The sequence below is a fragment of the Roseofilum halophilum BLCC-M91 genome, from assembly GCF_030068445.1.
Lineage (GTDB): Bacteria > Cyanobacteriota > Cyanobacteriia > Cyanobacteriales > Desertifilaceae > Roseofilum > Roseofilum halophilum.
The window spans coordinates 17125-38548 of sequence record NZ_JAQPOK010000012.1 but is presented as its reverse complement, the minus strand read 5'-3'; the positions used below and the strand labels follow the sequence as shown (position 1 = coordinate 38548).

The 21424-nt window shown below is 48.1% G+C and carries 25 protein-coding genes; 11 read left to right on the top strand and 14 right to left on the bottom strand.

Annotation, left to right across the window (positions count from 1 at the left end; genetic code table 11):
* Nucleotides 1–5 precede the first annotated feature (5 nt).
* Entirely contained in the window at nt 6–536 is a 531-nt protein-coding gene (gene mog / locus PJF56_RS01870) for a molybdopterin adenylyltransferase (RefSeq protein WP_283760935.1), read from the bottom strand.
* Nucleotides 537–663: 127 nt separating this feature from the next.
* On the opposite strand from mog, the gene PJF56_RS01865 reads away from it, so the two are divergent.
* Nucleotides 664–2094 carry a DUF1517 domain-containing protein gene (locus PJF56_RS01865; RefSeq protein ID WP_283760934.1) on the top strand — a complete coding sequence of 477 codons (1431 nt, stop codon included), beginning with the start codon at nt 664–666 and terminating at the stop codon, nt 2092–2094.
* A gap of 8 nt (nt 2095–2102) precedes the next feature.
* Here PJF56_RS01865 and PJF56_RS01860 read toward each other — a convergent pair whose 3' ends face one another.
* Genes PJF56_RS01860 through ndhL form a run of 4 tightly spaced genes read right to left on the bottom strand, consistent with a single transcriptional unit; the run spans nt 2103 to nt 4004 of the window.
* Nucleotides 2103–2618: a 6-pyruvoyl trahydropterin synthase family protein gene (locus PJF56_RS01860; RefSeq protein WP_283760933.1), complete on the bottom strand. Its 516-nt coding sequence runs from the start codon at nt 2616–2618 to the stop codon at nt 2103–2105.
* A 20-nt stretch (nt 2619–2638) separates the two neighbouring features.
* Entirely contained in the window at nt 2639–3427 is a 789-nt protein-coding gene (gene trpA, locus PJF56_RS01855) for a tryptophan synthase subunit alpha (protein WP_283760932.1), read from the bottom strand.
* A gap of 10 nt (nt 3428–3437) precedes the next feature.
* Nucleotides 3438–3761 (bottom strand): DUF3007 family protein, encoded by a 324-nt coding sequence (locus PJF56_RS01850; RefSeq protein ID WP_283760931.1) that lies wholly within the window; start codon nt 3759–3761, stop codon nt 3438–3440.
* Nucleotides 3762–3788: 27 nt separating this feature from the next.
* Nucleotides 3789–4004, bottom strand: a complete 216-nt coding sequence (gene ndhL, locus PJF56_RS01845; RefSeq protein WP_283760930.1) for an NAD(P)H-quinone oxidoreductase subunit L — start codon at nt 4002–4004, stop codon at nt 3789–3791.
* 645 nt (nt 4005–4649) lie between these two features.
* Here ndhL and PJF56_RS01840 point away from each other — a divergent pair.
* Nucleotides 4650–5294: a DUF2301 domain-containing membrane protein gene (locus PJF56_RS01840; RefSeq protein WP_283760929.1), complete on the top strand. Its 645-nt coding sequence runs from the start codon at nt 4650–4652 to the stop codon at nt 5292–5294.
* An 81-nt stretch (nt 5295–5375) separates the two neighbouring features.
* On the opposite strand, the gene PJF56_RS01835 is transcribed toward PJF56_RS01840, so the two are convergent.
* A complete protein-coding gene (locus tag PJF56_RS01835; protein WP_283760928.1) occupies nt 5376–6554 on the bottom strand; it encodes a homospermidine biosynthesis protein in 1179 nt (392 codons plus the stop codon).
* Between the two features lie 754 nt (nt 6555–7308).
* A complete protein-coding gene (locus PJF56_RS01830; RefSeq protein ID WP_283760927.1) occupies nt 7309–7668 on the bottom strand; it encodes a Dethiobiotin synthetase in 360 nt (119 codons plus the stop codon).
* Between the two features lie 122 nt (nt 7669–7790).
* On the opposite strand from PJF56_RS01830, the gene PJF56_RS01825 reads away from it, so the two are divergent.
* Genes PJF56_RS01825 through PJF56_RS01810 form a run of 4 tightly spaced genes read left to right on the top strand, consistent with a single transcriptional unit; the run spans nt 7791 to nt 11942 of the window.
* Nucleotides 7791–8933: a DegT/DnrJ/EryC1/StrS family aminotransferase gene (locus PJF56_RS01825; RefSeq protein ID WP_283760926.1), complete on the top strand. Its 1143-nt coding sequence runs from the start codon at nt 7791–7793 to the stop codon at nt 8931–8933.
* 22 nt (nt 8934–8955) lie between these two features.
* Nucleotides 8956–9873, top strand: a complete 918-nt coding sequence (crtB, locus tag PJF56_RS01820) for a cyanoexosortase B (RefSeq protein ID WP_283760925.1) — start codon at nt 8956–8958, stop codon at nt 9871–9873.
* Nucleotides 9839–10594, top strand: coding sequence for a cyanoexosortase B system-associated protein (locus tag PJF56_RS01815; RefSeq protein WP_283760924.1), 756 nt, complete (start codon nt 9839–9841; stop codon nt 10592–10594). Before crtB ends, PJF56_RS01815 begins: the two co-directional genes overlap by 35 nt.
* A 7-nt stretch (nt 10595–10601) precedes the next feature.
* The gene (locus PJF56_RS01810) at nt 10602–11942 is read left to right on the top strand and encodes a polysaccharide biosynthesis/export family protein (RefSeq protein WP_283760923.1); all 1341 of its coding nucleotides are present in this window, start codon (nt 10602–10604) and stop codon (nt 11940–11942) included.
* A gap of 76 nt (nt 11943–12018) precedes the next feature.
* Here the strand turns inward: PJF56_RS01810 and PJF56_RS01805 are convergent, their stop codons facing one another.
* Nucleotides 12019–13476: a methyl-accepting chemotaxis protein gene (locus tag PJF56_RS01805; protein ID WP_283760922.1), complete on the bottom strand. Its 1458-nt coding sequence runs from the start codon at nt 13474–13476 to the stop codon at nt 12019–12021.
* An 84-nt stretch (nt 13477–13560) separates the two neighbouring features.
* On the opposite strand from PJF56_RS01805, the gene msrB reads away from it, so the two are divergent.
* Nucleotides 13561–13971, top strand: a complete 411-nt coding sequence (gene msrB / locus PJF56_RS01800) for a peptide-methionine (R)-S-oxide reductase MsrB (RefSeq protein ID WP_283760921.1) — start codon at nt 13561–13563, stop codon at nt 13969–13971.
* Nucleotides 13972–14119: 148 nt separating this feature from the next.
* Here the strand turns inward: msrB and PJF56_RS01795 are convergent, their stop codons facing one another.
* From PJF56_RS01795 to dusB, 3 genes are all read right to left on the bottom strand, one after another.
* The gene (locus tag PJF56_RS01795; RefSeq protein WP_283760920.1) at nt 14120–15652 is read right to left on the bottom strand and encodes a protein kinase domain-containing protein; all 1533 of its coding nucleotides are present in this window, start codon (nt 15650–15652) and stop codon (nt 14120–14122) included.
* A gap of 27 nt (nt 15653–15679) precedes the next feature.
* Nucleotides 15680–16069: a DUF4359 domain-containing protein gene (locus PJF56_RS01790; protein WP_283760919.1), complete on the bottom strand. Its 390-nt coding sequence runs from the start codon at nt 16067–16069 to the stop codon at nt 15680–15682.
* A 74-nt stretch (nt 16070–16143) separates the two neighbouring features.
* Nucleotides 16144–17187 carry a tRNA dihydrouridine synthase DusB gene (gene dusB, locus PJF56_RS01785; RefSeq protein ID WP_283760918.1) on the bottom strand — a complete coding sequence of 348 codons (1044 nt, stop codon included), beginning with the start codon at nt 17185–17187 and terminating at the stop codon, nt 16144–16146.
* 87 nt (nt 17188–17274) lie between these two features.
* On the opposite strand from dusB, the gene PJF56_RS01780 reads away from it, so the two are divergent.
* Both PJF56_RS01780 and PJF56_RS01775 read left to right on the top strand, forming a co-directional pair.
* Complete coding sequence (locus PJF56_RS01780; protein ID WP_283760917.1) at nt 17275–17667, top strand: C6orf136 family protein; 393 nt, start codon at nt 17275–17277, stop codon at nt 17665–17667.
* A gap of 73 nt (nt 17668–17740) precedes the next feature.
* Entirely contained in the window at nt 17741–18244 is a 504-nt protein-coding gene (locus tag PJF56_RS01775; protein WP_283760916.1) for a GNAT family N-acetyltransferase, read from the top strand.
* Between the two features lie 27 nt (nt 18245–18271).
* Here PJF56_RS01775 and PJF56_RS01770 read toward each other — a convergent pair whose 3' ends face one another.
* Together PJF56_RS01770 and xth are read right to left on the bottom strand one after the other, a co-directional pair.
* Nucleotides 18272–18907: a response regulator gene (locus tag PJF56_RS01770; RefSeq protein WP_283760915.1), complete on the bottom strand. Its 636-nt coding sequence runs from the start codon at nt 18905–18907 to the stop codon at nt 18272–18274.
* Nucleotides 18908–18920: 13 nt separating this feature from the next.
* On the bottom strand, nt 18921–19712 hold the full coding sequence (gene xth / locus PJF56_RS01765) for an exodeoxyribonuclease III (RefSeq protein WP_283760914.1): 792 nt from the start codon (nt 19710–19712) through the stop codon (nt 18921–18923).
* 145 nt (nt 19713–19857) lie between these two features.
* Between xth and PJF56_RS01760 the strand changes: the two genes are divergently transcribed.
* A complete protein-coding gene (locus PJF56_RS01760) occupies nt 19858–20235 on the top strand; it encodes a DUF2237 family protein (protein ID WP_283760913.1) in 378 nt (125 codons plus the stop codon).
* A 36-nt stretch (nt 20236–20271) separates the two neighbouring features.
* Here the strand turns inward: PJF56_RS01760 and PJF56_RS01755 are convergent, their stop codons facing one another.
* Complete coding sequence (locus PJF56_RS01755) at nt 20272–21231, bottom strand: RpnC/YadD family protein (RefSeq protein ID WP_283760912.1); 960 nt, start codon at nt 21229–21231, stop codon at nt 20272–20274.
* A gap of 13 nt (nt 21232–21244) precedes the next feature.
* On the opposite strand from PJF56_RS01755, the gene PJF56_RS01750 reads away from it, so the two are divergent.
* Nucleotides 21245–21403: a hypothetical protein gene (locus PJF56_RS01750; RefSeq protein ID WP_283760911.1), complete on the top strand. Its 159-nt coding sequence runs from the start codon at nt 21245–21247 to the stop codon at nt 21401–21403.
* The last annotated feature ends 21 nt before the right edge of the window (nt 21404–21424 follow it).

Here is a 21424-nt window from a genome sequence, read left to right as displayed (position 1 = left end):
TTAACTTACTTCTTTTTCGGTCGAAAGACTTGAATCACATCTGAATTACACTCTAGATAGGGTGCGCCAATTAAGTCTAAGCAGTAGGGAATGGCGGGAAATACGGCATCGAGACATTCTCGGATGGATTTCGGTTTACCGGGAAGATTGACAATTAAGGCGCTGCCGCGAATGCCTGCGGTTTGTCGGGATAAGATAGCGGTGGGAACGTATTGCAGGGAAACGGAGCGCATCAGTTCCCCAAATCCGGGGAGCATTTTGTCACAGACCGCTTCCGTGGCTTCCGGGGTTACGTCCCTAGGAGCGGGGCCGGTTCCTCCGGTGGTGACGACGAGGGAGCATTGACGCTCATCAATTAGGGAGATGAGGGTGGTTTCAATTGTCTCATAGTCGTCTGGAATGACCTCATAGAGGGGTTCCCAGGGACTGGTGAGGTATGCGGTGAGTCGGTCAATAATCGCTTTTCCGGAGAGGTCTTCATAGACTCCGGCACTAGCCCGGTCTGAGGCCGTAACGATTCCAATACGGGTGTTCATAGGTAATAGGTAATCAGTAGGACAAACAAGGGTAACTCAGACTTTAATTATCGCTCATTCCCCATTCGACAGTTAGGGGATGAAAAAGGCACACTGGAGATAATGTACTTCAGAAGGTAGGGTGAAGATGGGCCTAAATGCTAAGTTACGGTTCTTGGTGAGTACGATCGCCTTGTGGTTGATGATTCAAGGGGTTCCGGTTTCGGTATCCGAGTCGTTGCTGCATACAGAATTTGAGATCGGTACGGAGGCTCTAGCCAGGAGGAGCGGGGGGCGATCGCGGGGCGGATCGTTTGGTTCTAGCTCTCCTTCGCGATCGAGTGGCAGTCGCTCCCGTTCTAGGGGTTCTAGTTCCAGTGGCGGTTCTTCCCGCTCTCGGAGTTCAGGCAGTTCCAGTCGCTCTCGCTCCAGTGGCAGTTCTTCGCGTTCTACACCTTCTCTACAAAAAACGCCCACTTCTGGCTCTTCTTCGACTCAATCTAAACCTAAACCTTCGGCTTCCCAAAGTCCTTCTAATAGGGGCAGTAGTACAGGGGGACGAGTACGGGGGGGATCGTTTGCTTCGCCGAAACCTTCTGCTCCTCCATCTACTGCTCCCCGTTCTACCCCTACACCCCCACCAGTTCGCTCTGCACCGCCACCACCGAGACCGGTGATACCGGTTCCCGTTCCCGTTCCTGTACCTCTTCCTATATCGGGCGATCGCCCGATAGCTGAGGACATTACCCCCAGAACCGATCCCCCCCCTAGCTCTTCTGCGCCACCGCCCTCTAGCAGCAATTTCGAGTCCTCTGAGCCGTTAAATCATGCCCCTGCTGCGACTCATTCGGATCGCCAATCGGATGGGGCTACGGCTGGCGCAGTTTATGCCAGTCGTCGGACTTCTCGATCCAACTGGATCGGGTTTTTGTTCTGGTTACTCATTATTGGGGGAGGTGTATTGATTGCCTATTTAATTTTCAGCCGTCGTTCTCGTGGCAATGAGTTGGAGAATGATATTGTAACCGTGAGTAAGCTACAAGTGGCTTTATTGGCTCCAGAAGGGGATCTTCAGGGACAGTTAACCGAGTTAACGGTGAAGGGGGATACCGAGAGCCAGGAAGGGTTAGTTGATATGCTGCAAGAGGGAGCATTGGCGTTAATGCGAAGGAGCGATCGCTGGTCTTATGTCGCCTCCAGTTCTCAAACAGTCAATTCTCGCGAAGAGGCACAGCAGGTATTTGAACAACTCTCTTTAGAAGAGAGGAGTAAATTCACGGCTGAAACTCTAGTTAATGTCAACGGTTCAGTGCAAGAAAGACTTGCGACTTTGAGTCAGGAATTATCCGATCCCGGTTCTTATGTGGTTGTGACGTTATTAGTAGGAACGGCCGACGATCAACCCCTATTCAAAGATATCCAAACCTCGGAAGCGTTAAGAGAAACTTTGGGACGTTTGGGGGCTATTTCTCCGGAGTATCTTATGGTGTTTGAATTGCTTTGGAGTCCCCAAGAAGAACAAGCCAACCTATCGAGTGATGAACTCCTAACTTCTTACAGTCATATGATTCCTTTATAGGGGATTAATTAGCGCTCATTGACCTCAACTACGGCAGAATTGCGCTCATGTTCCCTAAATTCAACACGCTTAACCCAGACTCGCCCTTGAGTTTCCGTTTGCACAAATTGATTCAGCTTGGTTAATACCAACTGGGCAAATTTTTCCGCACTGACTGCGGGAAGCACTCGCAGTTGAATGACTCCCTTTTCTTGCAGTGCATAAAAACTGGGTAAATGGGGGTCATCTTCTGCCACAATCACCGTATGATCGAACATATAATGCATCCAGTCTTTAGGACTCATGCCATCAATTTGAGTCTTGGCTGTTTTCATTCCTCCAAAGTCCCATACCCAATCATGGCGATCTAAGTCTCCTGCAAACCAAACCTTAAAGGAGACGCTATAGCCATGCAAAAACTGACAATGGGAACCTTGCGATCGCCACTGTCGAAAGCAGGTGGAAAAGCCATCAAAAACTTTTGTCGATTGGTACTTAAAGTTGCCCGTTTGATCGATGGGTTCAGAAGCAGAAATGATATCCATCTATAGATCGAGGAGTACGATTATTTAGTCATTGCTTGTTTCAAGCTCTGGCAAAACTGGCCTACCGAGTCGATCCCCTCATCTGCTAATCGCCGCACGATCGCACTGCCGACAATCACGGCATCCGATCCCCAATCTACCACTTGCCGGGCATGTTCGGGCTGGGAAATGCCAAATCCGACTCCAATGGGTTTATCCGTGACTTGGCGAATCTGTTGGATCAAATTGGGAACCCTGGTGGCGACTTGGCTACGGACTCCCGTGACTCCGGTGACGCTGACCAAATAGATAAAGCCTTGGGACTTTTGGGCGATCGCCTGAATCCGCTCGGATGAACTGGTAGGCGCAACCAATAACACTACCTCAATCCCCCGTTCAGCCGCCGGTTCTAAGATACATGCAGCTTCTTCTAGGGGGAGATCGGGAACCACTAAGCCAGAGGCTCCCGCTTGACTAATTTCATCTAAAAAGCGGTCAATTCCCCGATAGAGAATGGGATTGTAATAGGTAAACAGAATTACCGGAGCGTTCAACTTGGGGCTAACTTGGCCGAGTAATTCTAGTACCGACTCTAGACGGGTTCCCCGTTTTAGGGCGCGGGTAGCTGCTGCCTGAATCACTCGGCCATCAGCCAAGGGATCGGAATAGGGCACTCCCAGTTCAATGATATCCGCCCCTTGGCGATCGAGAACTTGCAGAGCCTGAGCTGTGGTTTCTAAATCGGGATCGCCAGCAGTAATAAACGGAATTAACGCTGGAGTGTTTTGCGATCGCAATCGCCCAAAACACTCGGTAATCGCATGGGTCATAACAGTAATATCAGTTATCAGGGGAGATAGAAGGATCGGATTCTGAGGCTACCTCGGCTTCGAGTTTGGCTCTCTCCTCCGGAGTTAAGGATTCCCACCGTTTTTGCAGCATAGCCTCTTCATAGTCACGACGTTGCTGATTGTAGGTCATGTTTTGGGTTCCCACCCGGAATAAATAGGTAGACACCCAAACCAAAACTCCACCGATGAGGATCAGTTGGCTCCAACGGCCAGCCTCCAGGCTATCTAACCCCAACAGTTGAAACAGCCCATACACTAAACCACCAGTGGCGAAAAGGGCCACACTCATGACAATGACATCAATTCGTCGCACGTTCTGCTTACCTTTAATCCAGGATGTTTATGTGATTTGTCGGGGTTTGGGTCTCAGATTAATCAGAGGAGCCAATAGGAGAATGCCTGGGAAACACCAAAAGACCATGAAGTACATCAATAACCGTTCGATGGAACTAGCACTATACCAACGGCGATCGAGGTAGAAGTAGATCAGAGCCGGTAAGACTAGGAGATAGGTTCCTCCTAAAATTCCGTAGACCAGTAAGGTGATAATGTCCATCTAGCTATACTTAAAAGCGAATGATCCAGAGAGATCATACCACTTTTAGACCGGTTACGCTGGCCATCCTCCATCCCGGACTTTTCCTGCCGATTTTAGTTAGAGACTTGCCAAAACTGGGGATTTGTGTTCTAATTGTATATTGTGTGAAAGATAAAATTCACCATCCTACACTTAACTTAAGTGGGGGGGCGTGGCGGAATGGTAGACGCTACGGACTTAGAAAACTGAGCCTTAGCAGAGAAATTTGCTAAGTGGAAGCTCTCAAACTCAGGGAAACCTAAATCTGGTGACAGACAAGGCAATCCTGAGCCAAGCCGAAGACAAAGATTGAGGAGGCGACCCTCGATCGATTGTCGAAGGAAGGTGCAGAGGCCCGACGGGAGCTACCCTAACGTATTCAGACGAGGGTAAAGGGAGGGTCCAATTCTCAAAACCGGCGAGCAACGTCTCAAGGAAACAGCGAAAGCTGTGGGAGAATGAAAATCCGTTGACCTTAAAAGTCGTGTGGGTTCAAGTCCCACCGCCCCCATAAAATAAATAATGAACCGATGGTTTTTAGAAGATTCACTGCCGAACTAAGGTGAACCGGTGGCATAGACTTGATTTGAATGTTTGGCCCTTGTATTTTAGTTTCTTGCGATCATGACTAACGCACAATCTCCTGTTTATCAAGGTCAATTTGGTAGCTTTACGATTACCCCAAAAGATCGCCAAGGGGTGATTATTTATCGGGGTGGGTTAACGGTTGCTGCTGTCTGTATGGCGATCGCCACTACCGTCACCCTCTGGCCCAATCATAATCCCGAAACCCTATCCTGGCTCACCCCCCTCTATTTCCTCTTCTGTCTCGCATTAGGGGTTAGCCTACTCACCATCCATATTTATATGGCCCTCCTCCATCGCCTCTTGCAACTGTTTCTGATCGTGGGCACAATTTCGGGTCTCGTCCTCACCTTCAACAGCGCCCAACCCCTTGCCCTGACGGTATATACTCAACCGCTTACCCTATTCGGTATTGGATTTACCTTTGCCGCCCTCACCGGAATTTACTTCAAAGAAGGCTTCTGTTTCCATCGTCTAGAAACCAAACTTCTCACCCCCCTAGTTCCGATTCTCCTACTCGGTGTTCTCTTTGGAACTCTGCCCGTCCAAGCCCAAGAAATCATGTTAGCCACCTGGAGCATCCTATTTCTGATTTTTGCCGGCCGAAAACTGATCCAACCCATTCCCCCAGATATTGGCGATAAATCCGTTTTTGAATATCTGAAAAACGGGAATGGGTCTTAAGCCCATAACATAAAAAAATCCTTCTCTATTTTCTAGAGAAGGACTAGGGTGAAGAATAAGGTTATTCTTTAAAGGGTGACGTTATTTACGGATAGGAGTGCCGCAAGGATAAGTCGCCACCGGAGCAGCAGCACTCATTTCTTTCGGTTTAGCCACCCCAGGAGCCTGTTGTTGCGCCTGATAATCGGCTTTCAGGTGGTCTAACAATTCCTGACGGCGATCGTAAAGTCGTTTCAGGGGGCGAGGGGTAGATTGTTTGCTCACGTAGGAGCTAATCAAGGGTAAGGCGATCGTGCTATCGGTATAGCAGACAATACTATTGGGCAATTCGTTCGGGTCTACTTTCCCCCAGCTCACCGCTTCTGAAGGGGTTGCTCCCGATAATCCCCCAGTATCGGGGCGAGCGTCCGTAATCTGGATAAAATAATCATGGCCGCGCTCTTCTAACCCCAAAACTTCATGAATCTGTGGTTGAGTTTGCAACAGGAAGTTTTTCGGCGAACCCCCCCCAATCATCAACGCAGCACTTCTACCGGTTACATCGGGAATACCAGAATTGCGAGCGCCATAGACAATGGCTGCGGTTTCATTTACATCAATGGCTGGATCGAGCATTAACTCCGATCCCTCTAAAGCTAGAGCTGCCACGTTCATGCCGATGGAACTATCCCCAGGAGAAGAGGTATAGATGGGAACGCCACATTCATAGGCAGTTGAGAGTAAGCAAGGATTTTCAATGCCTAAACGCTGTTCAATTTCCCAGATATACCGCCCTAAATGATAATGAAATTCAGCCGTTCCCATCCGTTTTTGGAATTCGGGTGCTTTCAAGGTCTGGCGGATAAAGGTATCGGTTTCTAAGAGGACATCGTAATCGAACACAATGTCATAGATGCGGATATGTCCCTGTTCTCGCAATTTCACGTCATCTAAGAAGGGACTGCCTGCATAGAGGCTCATGCCCAAACCATAATGGAGATCGTGATATAAATTGGCCCCCGTACTAATCATCCAGTCAATGTAGCCTTGCCGCATTAAGGGCGCGAGAATGCCTACCCCAAATCCGGCGGGAGTCATGGCTCCGGAAAGACTGACACCAACGGTTACCCCCGGTTGCATCACTTTCTGGGTAAGGAGGTGACAAATTTCCCGCAGTCGTGCTGAGTTGTAGGCGGTAAAGTAGCCATCAATCAGATCGACTACGCTAATTTCTGTGGGTAAAGGTGCGGGAGCAATTTTGTGTTTGAGTAAGCGAGACATGATGGATTCTCCTATGTTCTAATCTGCTTGATTGGGATACCGGTTCTCTATCTTTCTTGAATCCAGATTTTGAGAATTTCCAGGTCAATTCAATCCCAAATTTGGAGGGGTTATCACTTGCAGGGCTTTTTTATAATTATTCCAAAAATTGCCCAAAACGTTATGTCTAGAGATTGGTTTCTAGCTGGTTTTGGGTTTTTATCCCTGTGTTTTTCGAGAGCTTTAAAGCTTATAAGGTTTGAGATTTGAGCAGCTAAATAACCGTCGAGTTCCCTTGGGGTTTTCTCTCCAAGAGGCAATGTTTAGGATGAACTTAGCTGATTGACCGGCCCAGTTTGCCAACTTCAGTTGAGGGTGGGGCAAACCTAGCAGTTACAGACCGGTCAAATCAAACTAGGGGGTTCACAGCTATCCACCCAGGAGATTGTGGGGTCACATTTACGTCTACGCTTGAGTTTTAGGTCTAGATACCACAAGCCTTGCCAGGGGTATCCAGTTAAGGGAGGATAGTTCAATTTTCTTCTTAACACCTATTAGAGAGCGCTACTTTTAATGGTAGCAGAAAGTAAAGAAAATTGTCGATTGTTGAAGGTTTGTTATCTAGATCACGGGTCAGGGGTGATTTCAGTAGTGTGGGGAAGGGATCGATTTACCATAGATCCTGATGTTTTTCATCAAGATTTTGTCAAAATTAGGTTAACAATAAGTGAATCTTTTGCTGGGTTTATTGGAGTGCAACGGAGGGGAATTACTGTTATTTGCTAGGTTTCAAGGCGATCGCCGGTTTTGGGATAAAGACTTTCCGCACGGCGATCGCGATCCGAGTCAGATCCTGGTCTAATAAGGGCGGCCAAATGACACCCGACTGTTTATACTCCAGGAAGGCTTGGCGAGAGTCCATGGCTAACTGATGCAGGGCACAAACCAAACGGCGATCTAAGAGTTGCTGCTCCTGGGATTGTTCAGCAATAATACTGAGTGCCAACAACAAAGAAGTAACTTGTCCGGGAACCGGTGGCTCTCCGGCTCGCAGGCGGAGCAAAAAGGCATCGGGATTTTCACCCGTGGGTAACCCTTGGGCGATCGCAAACTCACAGGCAGTTTTATAGTCCATACAATACTCTCCCCAGAACGATAAAATTTGATCTCAGCACCTAACCCACTTCAGTGATTTGCCACTTTCTATCCGTTAATGCCAAACTCGAAAAAGATTAAACTTGCGATCGTCATTAGCGAATGAACCCATCCTCTGCAACTATTCCCTTTGTGGATCTCTCGATCCAACACCAGCCCCTGAAAACTGAGTTCGATCGAGCCATGTTAGCCGTCTTGCGACAAGGCGACTTTATCATGGGTCAAGCAGTCAAAGACTTTGAAAGCGCCTTTGCCGAAAGCTCCGGAGTTAAGCATGGTATTGGAGTTGCTTGTGGAACCGATGCGATCGCCCTCGGACTCAAAGCCTGTGGCATCCAACCCGGAGACGAAATCATCTTACCGGCCAACACCTTCATCGCCACCCTAATCGGGGTTATACATTCAGGCGCAACCCCTATTTTAGCCAACTGTGACCCCCAGAGCGCCCTAATCGATCTCGAAGCGGCCGAAAAGTTGGTCACTGCCAAAACTAAAGCCATTTTGCCCGTTCATCTCTACGGTCAAATGGTCTCCCCGCAGGCCCTCCTAGACTTTGCCCAAACCCATAACCTGTTTATCTTTGAAGATGCCGCCCAAGCGCATTTAGCTCATCGAGAAGGCTATACAGCAGGTTCCGTGGGCAAAGCGGCTGCCTATAGCTTTTATCCCAGTAAAAATCTAGGGGCTTTTGGGGATGGGGGCATGGTGTTAACCAACGATCCAGAGGTTGCCCAAACCATGCAAAGCCTGAGAAACTATGGAGCGCCGCGCAAGTATTACCACACGGAACTGGGAACCAATAGCCGTTTAGATACCATCCAAGCGGCGATTCTCAATGTCAAGTTACCCCACCTGAAGAGCTGGAACCAACAGCGCAATCAAGCGGCGCAAGCATACGATCGCCTGCTCGCCCCCTTAGCCCAATCTGGTATTGTCCCGATCGCCAACTTCAGTGGCTCAGGCCATGTTTATCACCTCTATGTGATTCGCCTCTTAGAAAAGAGTGGAATTAACCGGGATACCCTACAAGAAAAACTCCAGCTCGCCAACATTCAAACCGGTATTCACTATCCCATTCCCTGCCATCTGCAACCCGCTTATACCCATCTGGGTTATCATGCGGGAGACTTTCGAGAAGCCGAACAACTGTGCGAGTCGATCCTCTCTCTACCCATGTTTCCAGGGATTACCTCAGAACAAATGCAACGAGTCGTTGAGGCGATCGCTGAATGTATCAATTCTTAAAACCCTCTCCGAGCATAAAACCATGACCCAACCCTCTGCTTTTCCCAGTTCCATCCCCAAATCTTGGGTGAACTATGCCCTTCTAGCCCTCTTTATCCTGCTCTATGGGCCCTTACTTTTCCATTGGTATGACGGCTGGATTAATAAAAGTATCAGTATTGAACATGAATATTTTAGTCATGGATTAATCGGCCTACCCTTTGCCCTCTATATTGCCTTCTGGGAAAAACGCCAGCAATGGGCCCAACTGCCAGACAATTTCCATCCCCTAGGCGGCGTTTTCCTGGGACTCGGTGGAGTGTTCTACATTACCGGATTACCCGATTTGGTTAATCTCTCCTTTCCCCTAATGTTGATTGGAGTCTGTCTCTGGCTAAAAGGGATTCCCGGTCTCAAACTCCAAACCTTTCCCCTGATTTTAGTTGCCCTAGCCACCCCCACAGAAGTCCCCTATCTAATCGAGCCTTATATTCTGCCCTTACAAAGCTTTATTTCTACCATGGCGGGATTTATCCTCTCTGGTATCGTGGGAATGGATGTGACGGTTAATGGTATTTATCTGTCCACTGGGGGCAGACTGGTGGAAGTTGCGCCCCACTGCGCGGGCTTGAAAATGCTGTTTACCAGTCTCTATGTGGCCTTAATGCTGCTTTATTGGACGGGGGCGATCGCCTCTGGGCGTAAAGTCATTTCCTTATTAGCCGGATCGGTAGTGATTAGCGTGGTGGCCAATATTATCCGTAATGCCCTACTCACCTATTTTCATGGCACAGGCAATGACCCCGTATTTCATTGGTTACATGAAAGTTGGGGCGGAGATTTATATTCCGCAGGCATGTTAGGTATGGTGGTGCTTTTTTTGAACTGGCTCAATCGTGACGACTATTTAGACTCAGAAGAGACTGATGAAACCCTTGAATCCCTCAACTCCGATGAATGATGGGCCTCCCCCCAAAACGGGAAAACGGTCTTGGCCCCTATGGGTATTGCTCGGCTTTATGGTAGTCATTTTAGCCATAGGTGCGATTCCGGGATACTTCAATGGATCGTGGCAATGGCAGTCTCCCCCCAAAGTAGTGGCCTTAAAAGAGCTGCGACAAGTCCGCAACAATGGATTAACCCTTTCCGGTTGGGAAACCATCGAGCAGATGGAGATTCGTCTGGGGGGTCATCGATGGTCTTATCAGCAACTTGAGGGAAACTGGGAAAAACCCGTACTGCTGTTGCTGTTAATCCAAAATTCTGACCTAGACCAACCCAGGGTGGAATGGGTCGATGTGAATGGGTTTGTGCAACAGATTTTTAGGGATTGGCAAACGGATTCTTATCAAATGAAGACTTGGGAAGTGAAGACTCCCTCTGGTGAAGAAGTAAGGGTGCGATCGCGGTTTTTTCGCGGCTGGAATCCGGTGCAAACCTTTGCTGTGGTGCAATGGTATGCTTGGCCCACTGGCGGAAATCCGGCTCCCGTCAACTGGTTTATGGCCGATCGCCTAGCCCAAACACGAGGCGATCGGGCCCCTTGGATGGCCGTTTCGATGATGATTCCGATGGAACATCTAGGAGATCTAGAGGACGTTGAAGACATTTCCCAGTCTCTGGTGCAAACCATCCAAACCACCCTCATGGAAACCGTCTTTACTCAATCCCCTGTGCAATAAATTCTCTATGGCTAACTCTCGGAATTTCCACATTACTATTAATTTGACATTAGCGATGGGATTGTTCCTCCCTTCTCAGGCCAGGGGACAACTGCCACCCATTGATATCGATCAACCGACCTCCGTCGATCAACTGCTAGAAGACGCACGAGAGAGACTGAGAAACCGAGGGGAAACTCTGGAACTCGATAACGAATTGCCTACCGCTCCTCCTCCAGAATTTGATGTTTATCGCCTAGGCCCCGGAGATTCCATTACGGTTAATGTCAGCAATTTTCCCGATCTCAATTTTCAAGCTCTGATTGATTTAGAGGGGAATATTATTGTCCCCTTAATGGGACGATTGGCCGTTAAAGGTTTAACTCTCCCCGAACTGGAAGAAAAACTACGCTTTGGCTTAAATCAATTTGTGATTGAACCCAATGTCTTGGTCACTCTGGGCAATCGGAGACCTGTTGAAACGATTATTACCGGTGAAGTCTTTCAACCGGGAAGCTATGCTCTCCCTAGTAATCCGATTCCTTTAGTGGCCGATGCTCTTGTTCAGGCTGGGGGATCTACTCAATCGGCAGACCTGCGTAATATTATTATTCGGCGAACCTTATTGGATGGTTCAGTCTTAGAAGCTTCGGTAGATTTGCTCACTCCCCTCAAATATGGGCAACGAGTCCAAGACCTGCGGATTGAAGATGGGGATGTGATTATTGTCCCTAAAATTGATTTTCAGGATCTCGACTACGATCATCAGTTAGCCGCAGAATCAAATTTATCTCAACCCACGATTAATATTGATGTGGTACGCCATACGACTAACAATGTGGGGACAATTACTTTACCCAATGGCAGTACCTTTGCCGATGCGATTACGGCGATCGGGCCCAATTTTGAAGAAGCGAGACTGAGTAAAGTCGGGGTCATTCGCTTCGATCAAGAACAGGGACGAGTGGTGAGCAAAATCATTAATGCTCGTAGTGCCATATTAGGGGATGTGTCCCAAAATATTCGCTTGCTAGATAATGACATTATCGTAGTGAATCGCAACTTATTATCTAGATTGAGCGTAACCCTGACTCGGATTACCCAGCCGTTTCAAGATGTCCTTACCTTCATGCTGTTTTGGCGACAATTCCGAGATAATGTCACGGATGTGTTTACCGTTGATACCAACCTGAATAATGACCCATCTCCTGCTCCTGCTCCTACTCCGACACCCACACCGGGAACGACACCTAGCCCAACGCCGGGAACGACACCATCCCCCTCTCCAGGCACGACACCATCCCCCTCTCCTTCTCCTTCTCCTTCTCCCTCCCCAGCACCGGCTCCCGCGCCTTCTCCAAGTCCATAGCTCCCTTCTGCTGCCCACCCTATGATGATTGGTAATCATAGTGGTGAAAATTTTTGATTGATGTCAACCCTTGAGGTCAGACAAATGCTTGCAGATCGACGGCCGCCGCATTTAATTGTTGTGTCCCAACTTTAACCTGCTGAATGCCTTGTACTGTCTGCTGTGCCGTTTGTTTGAGATCGGTCATGGCGACTGAGATTTGTTCGATCGCGGCGGCTTGCTCTTGCAGGTGAATGGCAATGGTCTGGCTGTTGGTGGCAATTTTTTCCACGGCGATGGTCACACCTTGAAACACTTCGGCTGTTTCCCGCATACTTTCGACTCCTGAATGGGCAGATCGAGCGCTTGCTGTGGCACTCTGGGCGGTGTTACCGGTGGTTTTTTGAATATCGGCGATCAAAGCGCTGATTTCTAAGGCGGATGTTTTGCTGCGATCGGCAAGGTTGCGAATGGCTTCAGAAACCACGGTAAACCCACGACCGCGATCGCCTGCTCGTACTGCTTCTACGGCGGCATTTAGGGCCAGCATATTGGTTTGTTCGGCTAATTCGCCGACTAAATCGGAAATGGTTTGAATTTGTGCGGTTTTCTCTCGTAACCCGTTAATATCTTCCGTGACGGCTGTGACCTGTTTTTGGAGTTCCATCATCTGGGTTAGGGTGTGGGCGACAACTTGTCGTCCCCGTTCAGCCAATTGTCGGGCTTGCTCGGCTTCTGTCTGTGCAGAGGCAGCTTGTTGGGCAGAGTGCTGGGAACTTGAGCGCAGATTGCCCATGGTGATATCAGTTTCTCGAATCGAGCTGGCTTGTTGTTGGGTGTTTTGCTCTTGTACGGTTGCGGTTTCTCCGATCGCCGCCGATGAATGGACGATCGCCTGAGCGGATGCGTCCATTTGCCGAGTGGTTCTCTGGAAGGTTCTCCAGGCGGCTAATAAGGAAAGGGATATCGCTGAAAAGGCGATCGCCCAAATTGAAAATGAAAGTCTTTGAATGGCTTTGGCCTGTTCCTGACTTGCACGCCCCGTCAAATCATTATTGCGCTCGAATAGCCGTTGTACCTGTTCAGACAATTCTTCGGCTTCCTCACGTGCCACTCCGCTCCGCCAGGCGGCGATCGCCCCCTCCACATCTCCCCCACGGGCTGTGTCTAAGAGTTGATTATTCGCACTTCTCAGAAACCGGATCGACTGGCGAATTTCTTGCACTTCTCCTTCCCGTCCCTGTTGGGCCATCAATTCTTCTAAAAGATCCAAATCCTTCGTATAAACCTCTCGCAAATTAGTAATGCTATCGAGAACTTGAGATTCCTGGGAGAGTAGATATCCTCGCGTCAGGATGGAAATATTTTTAACATCTGTGTAAATTCGGGCAATGCGATATTCAATCCGATTAAACAATTCTAAGGTATGGCTACGCTGTTGCACCGCATTCAAACTGATTGCAGTTAAGATCGTTGAGAGGGCGATCGCACCGAGTGGAATTGCATAACCTGTCAGAATCCAATAACGGAGCTTCCAATTTCCAATCCGAATCATGGCAATCACGAATTATGGATCAATAGCTTTAGTTTATTTAGCTTATGCTTTGATCGCAATGGTATCTTAATTCTATCGTCGTGTATGGTGAAGCCAGTGGAAAAAATCTCGAAATCAGAAGCCGAATGGAAGGCTCAATTGACCCCAGAGCAATTTAAGGTCACCCGCAAAAAGGGTACAGAACCGGCATTTACCGGTGCTTACTATAACAATAAAACACCCGGAACCTATCAATGCATCTGTTGTGGGACAGAATTATTTACCTCAGAAACGAAATGTGATTCGGGTACGGGTTGGCCCAGTTTTTGGGCCCCCAGCAAGGAAGAACATATTGCCACTAAAGATGATTGGAGCTTTTTCATGAAGCGCACTGAAGTTCTCTGTGCTGCCTGTGATGCCCATCTTGGCCACGTCTTCCCTGATGGCCCTGCTCCCACGGGGTTACGCTATTGTATGAATTCTGCGGCCTTAGACTTTATTCCCCAAGAAGAATAAAGATCAAGTGCTGCCCAGGGGTAATGGGTGGTTATGGGTCATCCAACATTAGACACCTGTCAGATGAGTTAATAATGTGCAGCCGAGGTCTATGTTATATCCCTATTCCCCCATTCCCTCACCATTGTACTCTCCCGTGAGCCGATCGCTAAACTAAGCCGCAACTAATACACTTAGAGGCGATCGCCTCCACATGCTTTGACCAATCCGATCCTTTGAAGCGAATGGGGGAGGGCAGGTGAGCGACTGGAGCATTATTTTTATACTGAATATAGTCCTCCGCATTACCACCCGGTCGTAAGGGCCATGTTACGGCTTGACAGAACTGAAAATACTCCTCTGCCGACTGTTGATACACCTGAACCTGAAGCGTAAATCCAAAGCGTCCCTCGCTCGCTTCTAGCCACAGTCGATCGACTGTCTGCAAATCTTCACAGGGAATCTTCGTAATATCGCGGGGGGCTAAAAAGCGACTCAGGGGTTTACCTGCGGCTTGATGCAGACAGTTCCAGGTTTCTTCATCGGCTGCTTTCCAGCGTTTGAGTTGCAAGAAACCTTGCAACTTTGTATAATCCACACCAACGACAGAAGTTAATTCTGCGGATATTTCCGAGGAGCCAAAGACCCAAGTTTTCACCACATGAAGGGGGTTAAAGGTTTTGCTGGGGAGTTTCGTGGAGATTTTTGTGGAGAGTTCTGTCGGTTGGTTACTCAGCGCAGTTCGACTAGAAGCGGGACGAGGGGTGACGGGTTTAGGGGTTTTGGGTTTGGGTGGAGCAACGGCCATTAAGGAACCAGGGGTAACCGAGAGTACAGACAATACATCGGAGACCGATTGAAAACGCTGATTTAAGTTCCGAGAGACCATGCGATCGAGGGTTTCGGCCAAATATAAATTCACCCGTTTTTCTGGTAGTAAATAATCTCGCCATACCCATTTTTCATTGGCAATATCATAGAGTTCTAAGGGAGGCAATCCGGTGAGCAAATGCAAACAAGTGGCTCCTAAACTATATAAATCACTGGCCGGAAATACCTTGCCTCGCAATTGTTCTAAGGGCATATATTCGGCACTGCCCACGATGGTTCCTGTTTGATTTAAGGTGGTTTGGGAGACCCATTTAGAGACACCAAAATCAATTAATACGGGTAAATTATCGCGTTTGCGGCGGATGATGTTTTGGGGTTTAATGTCCCGATGAATCACATTATTGTCATGGACAAACTGCAAAACGGGTAAAAGATCTCGCAGGAGTTGTTCAATTTCTTCGGGTTCATAGGCTCCTTTTTGCTGGAGTTCCTGAGCTAAGGTGGGGCCGTCCACAAACTCCTGGACTAAATAGAGCTGTTTATCTTGCTCAAAATGGGCGAGTAAATCGGGAATTTGATCGTGTTTTCCTAGCTCATCGAGGCGAACGGCTTCTTGGCGAAATAACCGTTGGGCTTTATGAACGACTTGATCGCTAAAGCCTTTGAGGTAGAGTTGTTTAACGACCCGTAGAGGTTGGGAGGGAATATCTTCATCAATGGCAATAAAGGTTTTACCAAATCCTCCTTGACCGAGTTGGGTCACGGGCCGATAGCGTTGTCGGAGATAGAGGGAAGTCCCACAACTGGAGCAAAATTTAGCGCTATCGGGATTTTGGGGGGATTTGCAGTCGGGGTTGACACAGTAACTCATGGGAGTATCCTGACTAGGAAGATGACGTTATGGGGCTGATGTTTCTTCTGCCTTTAAGATATGGAAATTGGAAAAAACCCCTAGGGTTTCAAATTCGTAGGCAGGCAGAAAGGCGGCAACTGAAAGGTTAGTTCGATAGATACTGAATAGTATATAGTTTTGGCGTTCGGTGCGTTGGGCAATGATGGTTTGCAGTTGGGGTCGAGCCTCTTGGAGGAAGTTATCACAAGATTGTTGCAGGATGTTACCGAGGGTTTGGTTGGTTTTGTCGCAAACGTTTTCTTGCAGATATTCGACTAACTGTTGGGAGGCAAATTCTTCATAGTTGGGGGATTTGGGGTTGGTGGCGACCATTGCTCCGGTGAGGGTGGCGATCGCCACTCCTCCAACTAAAGCCACCATTTTTAGCGCTTTCATAACCACATTCCTGTCTAAATGCCATTCTTGAGAATACACACTACTGCGGCCGATCTCCCGGAAACTGGAGAAAACTAGCCCACGGATACAGGAGCTGGATCGAGGTCTAATTCTATCAGTTTGGCGATCGCCCCTTCTAATAAGGTTACCCCGTCTTCCACCGATTCTATCCGGGCTAACTTACCCCGCAATTCTCCGGCACCATAGAACTCTTTGGCGTACCAGGTCATGTGTTTACGGGCCTGACGAATGCCGCGATCGCCCTTATACTCATACAATGCCCGCAAATGCTCCTTGGCACATTCTAAGCGCTCGATCGCCGTCGGTTGGGGTAAGATTTCCCCTGTCTTCAAAAAATAATCAATCTCGCCTACCAAAAACGGATACCCCAACGTTCCCCGCGAACACATCACCCCATCCGCTTTCGTTTCCTCCAAACAACGCACCGCCGCTTCCACGGAAAAAATATCCCCATTGGCAATCACCGGAATCGACAAAACTTCCTTCACCTTCGCGATCCATTCCCAACGGGCCGGCCCATTATACCCCTGGGCCCGAGTGCGGCCGTGGAGGGTCAACATCTGCGCTCCCGCATCCTGCATCCGTTGGGCAAACTCCAAAATATTAATTTCCTGATTTGACCAGCCAATCCGGGTTTTTACGGTTACCGGAACCTCAACGGCTGCCACCACTTCCCGCACGATCGCCTCGGCTACTTCCGGCTCTCGTAACAAGGAGGAACCCCCCCCATTTTTAGTAATCTTATTCACGGGACAGCCCATGTTAATATCTACCGTATCGGCCCCTTCTTCCACCGCCATCTGTGCCGCCTCGGACAAAAAATCCGGCCGACAGTCAAAGAGCTGAATACTAATGGGGCGCTCGTGGGGGTCTACTTCCATCAGTTTTGGCAACTCCCGCACATAATGCAATCCCGTAGCATTCACCATTTCCGTATACATCATGGAACTGGGAGCATAGCGACGCACTAAGCGACGAAAGACCAAATCCGTCACCCCCGATAGGGGCGATTGTAATACCCTAGAGTTGACTTCTACCGTGCCAATTTTCAGGGGGGACGAGAGTCGAGCTTGCAGTTCTGGAGACAAGGCAACCATGGTGAATCTGTGCGATCGCGAGGTTAGGTTTTCAATGCATACTATTTCTCTGTAATTATACAACTACCAGAAGAAAGCGCTAGTTCTATGGAAATAATTGATATTCTCAAAGCAGACTATGAACGGTTTCCGGTCAATCAAAATTATGATATTTACGCAGAAAATGTGTATTTTAAAGATCCAATGACCGAATTTCGGGGAGGCGATCGCTATCAGCAGATGATCTCCTTGATGGAACGCTGGTTCTTCAATATCAAAATGGACTTACATCACATCGAGCAAGATGGAAACACTATCCACACCCGATGGACATTGCACTGGAATACTCCCCTCCCCTGGAAACCCCGTATTTCTATTCCTGGATCGAGCGAACTCAAAATCAATGAAAATGGCTTAATTTGCTCCCATATCGATACTTGGGATATTTCTCGTTTAGATGTGCTGAAACAACATATAGCCCTTCGAGCTTCACGGACATGAATGGGCGGCACAAGGGTAATAGGGTACAGTTTTGCCCTAGGATAGAGTTTGACTCTGAGTTTCTCGTTGGTAAATGGCACAAAATGAATTGATTCCAGGCTATCGCATTCGCGCCGGATGGGTGATGGAGCGCGACATGCTAATTAGCTTTATGCACAAAACCTATGAGGAGTTGTTTCCGGGACAGGATTTTTCCCATTTAAATCAGGCGATCGAGTTACATTTTGCCCAGACGACTCCCCTCTGGTGGGTGGAGAAAGTGGAAGATCCGCAAATTTCTGATTTCCTCTCTTCGACTCCCCGCTCTCAACCCATTGGCTGTTTATGGATGGGCAACGCAGTCGATCAGGTGAATGGACAGCAACATACCCATATTTTCCTCCTCTATATCCTACCGGAACACCGCCGCCAAGGTCTGGGTTCGGCACTGATGGAGCAAGCGGAAACTTACGCCAAGGAGCGGGGAGAGCAGCAAATTAGTCTGCAAGTCTTTCGTCAAAATCAAGCGGCGATCGCCTTGTACGATAAGTTAGGCTTCCAACCCCTGTCCACTTGGATGGTGAAAAAACTCAGTTAACTTGACTCTTTCTGTCGATGAGGGGTTTTAGGAAAATTTGGTATTGATCAAAATAGCAGCTTGAGTGCGATCGCGGACATTGAGCCGACTTAAGATATTCGCGACATGATTTTTCACCGTGCGCTCGGAAATATACAAGGTTTGGGCAATTTCTCGGTTACTATACCCTGCACCAATAAGCTTCAAGACTTCCTGTTCCCTTGGAGTTAACAGTTGCAATTCTGGTGGCGCTGAATTCACTTCTGGTTCGGGTTGACTGGCGAGCATTTTTTCTAACAATCCTGGCCCTAAATGGGTGTAGCCTTTATGAACAGCTCGAATGGCTTCGGCTAAATCTTCTGAAGGTGTATCCTTTAATAAATAGCCCTTCGCGCCATAGCGCACGGCTTGGGTGACATACTCATCATCGTCAAAGGTCGTTAAGACTAAAACCTTAATCTGGGGACAGTGTTCTTGCAAGGCTTTCGTAGCGGCAACGCCGTCCATCACAGGCATCCGCACATCCATCAATATCACATCCGGTTGTAAAGATATGGCTTGTTCAAGGGCAATTTTTCCATTTTCAGCAGCTCCAATTACTTCGAGATCGGTTTTGGTTTGTAGAAGGCTACATAACCCTTCTCGGACTAAGCTTTGATCGTCTACTAATAATACTCGGATCATAAAAAAATAGGGCTTAAAACTCCACAATTACGGGAGTATGATCGCTCGGTTTCGTCAAATGTCGAGGGGCGATATCGATGATACAGCTTGAAGCGCGATCGCCTAATGGAGCCGATAAATAGTGATGATCGATCCGCCACCCTCGCTGACGCTTAAAGGAATTTTGACGATAATCCCACCAAGTATATTGACCTTCTTCTTGGTTGAATTTACGGAAAGCATCGGCTAATCCCAATTTGAGAATCCGTTGCAATGCTTCCCTTTCCTTGGGAGTTATACCGGTTTTTTGGCTATTGGGGGAGACTTCAAAATGCACATCTCGATCTTCTGGAACGATGTTAAAATCACCACTAATACATAGGCCTTGGGGATGGCGTTTGAGGAGGATATCGAGATAATCTTGTAGAAGCGAGAGCCAATCTAATTTATAGAAATATTTATCACTTTCAAAGTCGCCGCCATTGGGCACATAAACGGTGATAATGCGGATATTATCTAAGACTCCGGTAATTAAACGCTTTTGTTCGTCAAACTCTCCTACCCGATCCGCGCCTAAAATGGGGGTAAAACCGGTACTGACATCGGAAAGGGGCGATCGCGTAATCAGGGCGACACCATTATAGGATTTTTGGCCAGAGACATAAACATGATATCCTGCCTCTTCAAAGGGCGATCGCGGAAACAGTTCGTCAATCACCTTTGTTTCCTGCAACCCCAACACATCTACCGGGTTTTCCCGCAGCCAATTAACAACAATATCGAGTCGGGTACGGATAGAGTTAACATTCCAAGTGGCAACTTTCATCAACTATAGCGCTTGGCGCTGGTAATCAGTAATGGGTAATCGGGGGTGAGGAAATGATCCCCTAGAATTGTAGCTGAATCAGGTACAGATCCATAACTCTTGACGAAGGATTAAAATAAACCCAAAAGCGACTCCATTAACCCCCATGTCTGAAACCCAATCTGAAGCCAAAAACGTATTCGGTGAACCCTTACAACCCTGTTGCACTGACCCCATGACGGGATATTACCGCACCGGATATTGCGAAACCGGGCCGGGAGATTTCGGTCTGCATGTGGTTTGTGCCCAAGTGACGGATGAATTTCTGGATTATACCCGCAAGCAGGGCAATGACCTCAGTACCCCTGTACCGATCTATGGGTTTCCGGGGCTTAAAAGTGGCGATCGCTGGTGTTTATGTGCCTCCCGTTGGAAAGAAGCCCTCGAAGCTGGGGTTGCGCCTCCCGTGGTTCTATCGGCTACTCATTTCAACACCTTAGCCACGATCCCCTTAGAATTGCTGAAAGAGTATGCGGTTGATTGAAAACCATCGATCGTCAGATTGTTGAAGACAGAAACATCACTCTTCTCGGCGATCTGGCTCTTGTACTGACGTAGCCACTTCATCAATTACTGTTTGGAAAGACGGCAAAGACTCGACTGTTACAGCTTGAGTCAACAATTCTGCCAGCACTTCCAAGCTGGCGATTTTCCTCACTTGCTCTTTTAACTCGTCTGGAACCTCCACAAAACGAACTTCCAAGATCCGAAGGATAGATTCTTGTCGTTCCTCAGCACGTCCTTTCTCAATGCCAAAGCGTTCAACACTGGTAATATAAGGCATGACTTTCTCCTTCTCTAAGGTTTCCAGTTCTGTCCATAATCGCCGCTCTTCTGGTTCTGGAAGTTCCATCAGCCAGTCGATGAGCCTAAATAGCTCTACTATATCCTTGCGGGATAATCCCCGTTCATAGAGACTTTTGACTAACCTGAGTTTGTTCTGATAGCCCTTTTCTGGGTTCTTTCCCATCGCTTGAGCTGCTCTATGGGCCTGAACTATGGCGGCAAAGGGGTTTCGGTTGCTGTCTAATTCACTCGTATTGTAGTCCAGAAGCTTAACGATGGGAAAGTTTAAGCTCGATTTGCATCCCCACAGTTTTCGTTTGTAGCGATGGGGTCGCCAGGAGGGGCGTTCGTCGGCTAAGACAGCTAAACTGACGACTTGCCGACGATAGGTGTCGAAGAGCCTAGAGTTGTAAATATACATGCGTTCGGCAAATTCGGATTGGGGCTGAGATTGAACTTCGATGTGGAGTAAAACCCAGGTTTCTTGTCCATTATGTTGCCAAACTTGGACGAGTTTATCGGCCTCTCGTCGCCCAGTTTCGGTTTCCCGCTTGATTTTCTGGAGTTCGGTGTCGAGGAATTGAAATCCTCGACTCCAGTTGATGTCTGTGGCAATGTTGGGGAAGAAGAAGCGCATGAATTCGGGAAAGTAGAGAGAGATGGCTTCTTTCCAGGGGGAGTCATAATCGGTCATTGCTTGTCCCTGAGTGGCTTTAGGAAAACTTGGTATTTATCAGGATAGCGGTTTGAGTGCGATCGCTGGTTTTTATCTACCACCTGTCGTCCTATCCGCTACCCATCTCAACACCTTAGCGGTGATTTCCTTAGAATTGCTGAAAGAATATACTGTTGATGTAGAAGCTTAAGCCATGACTTGGGGACATTTC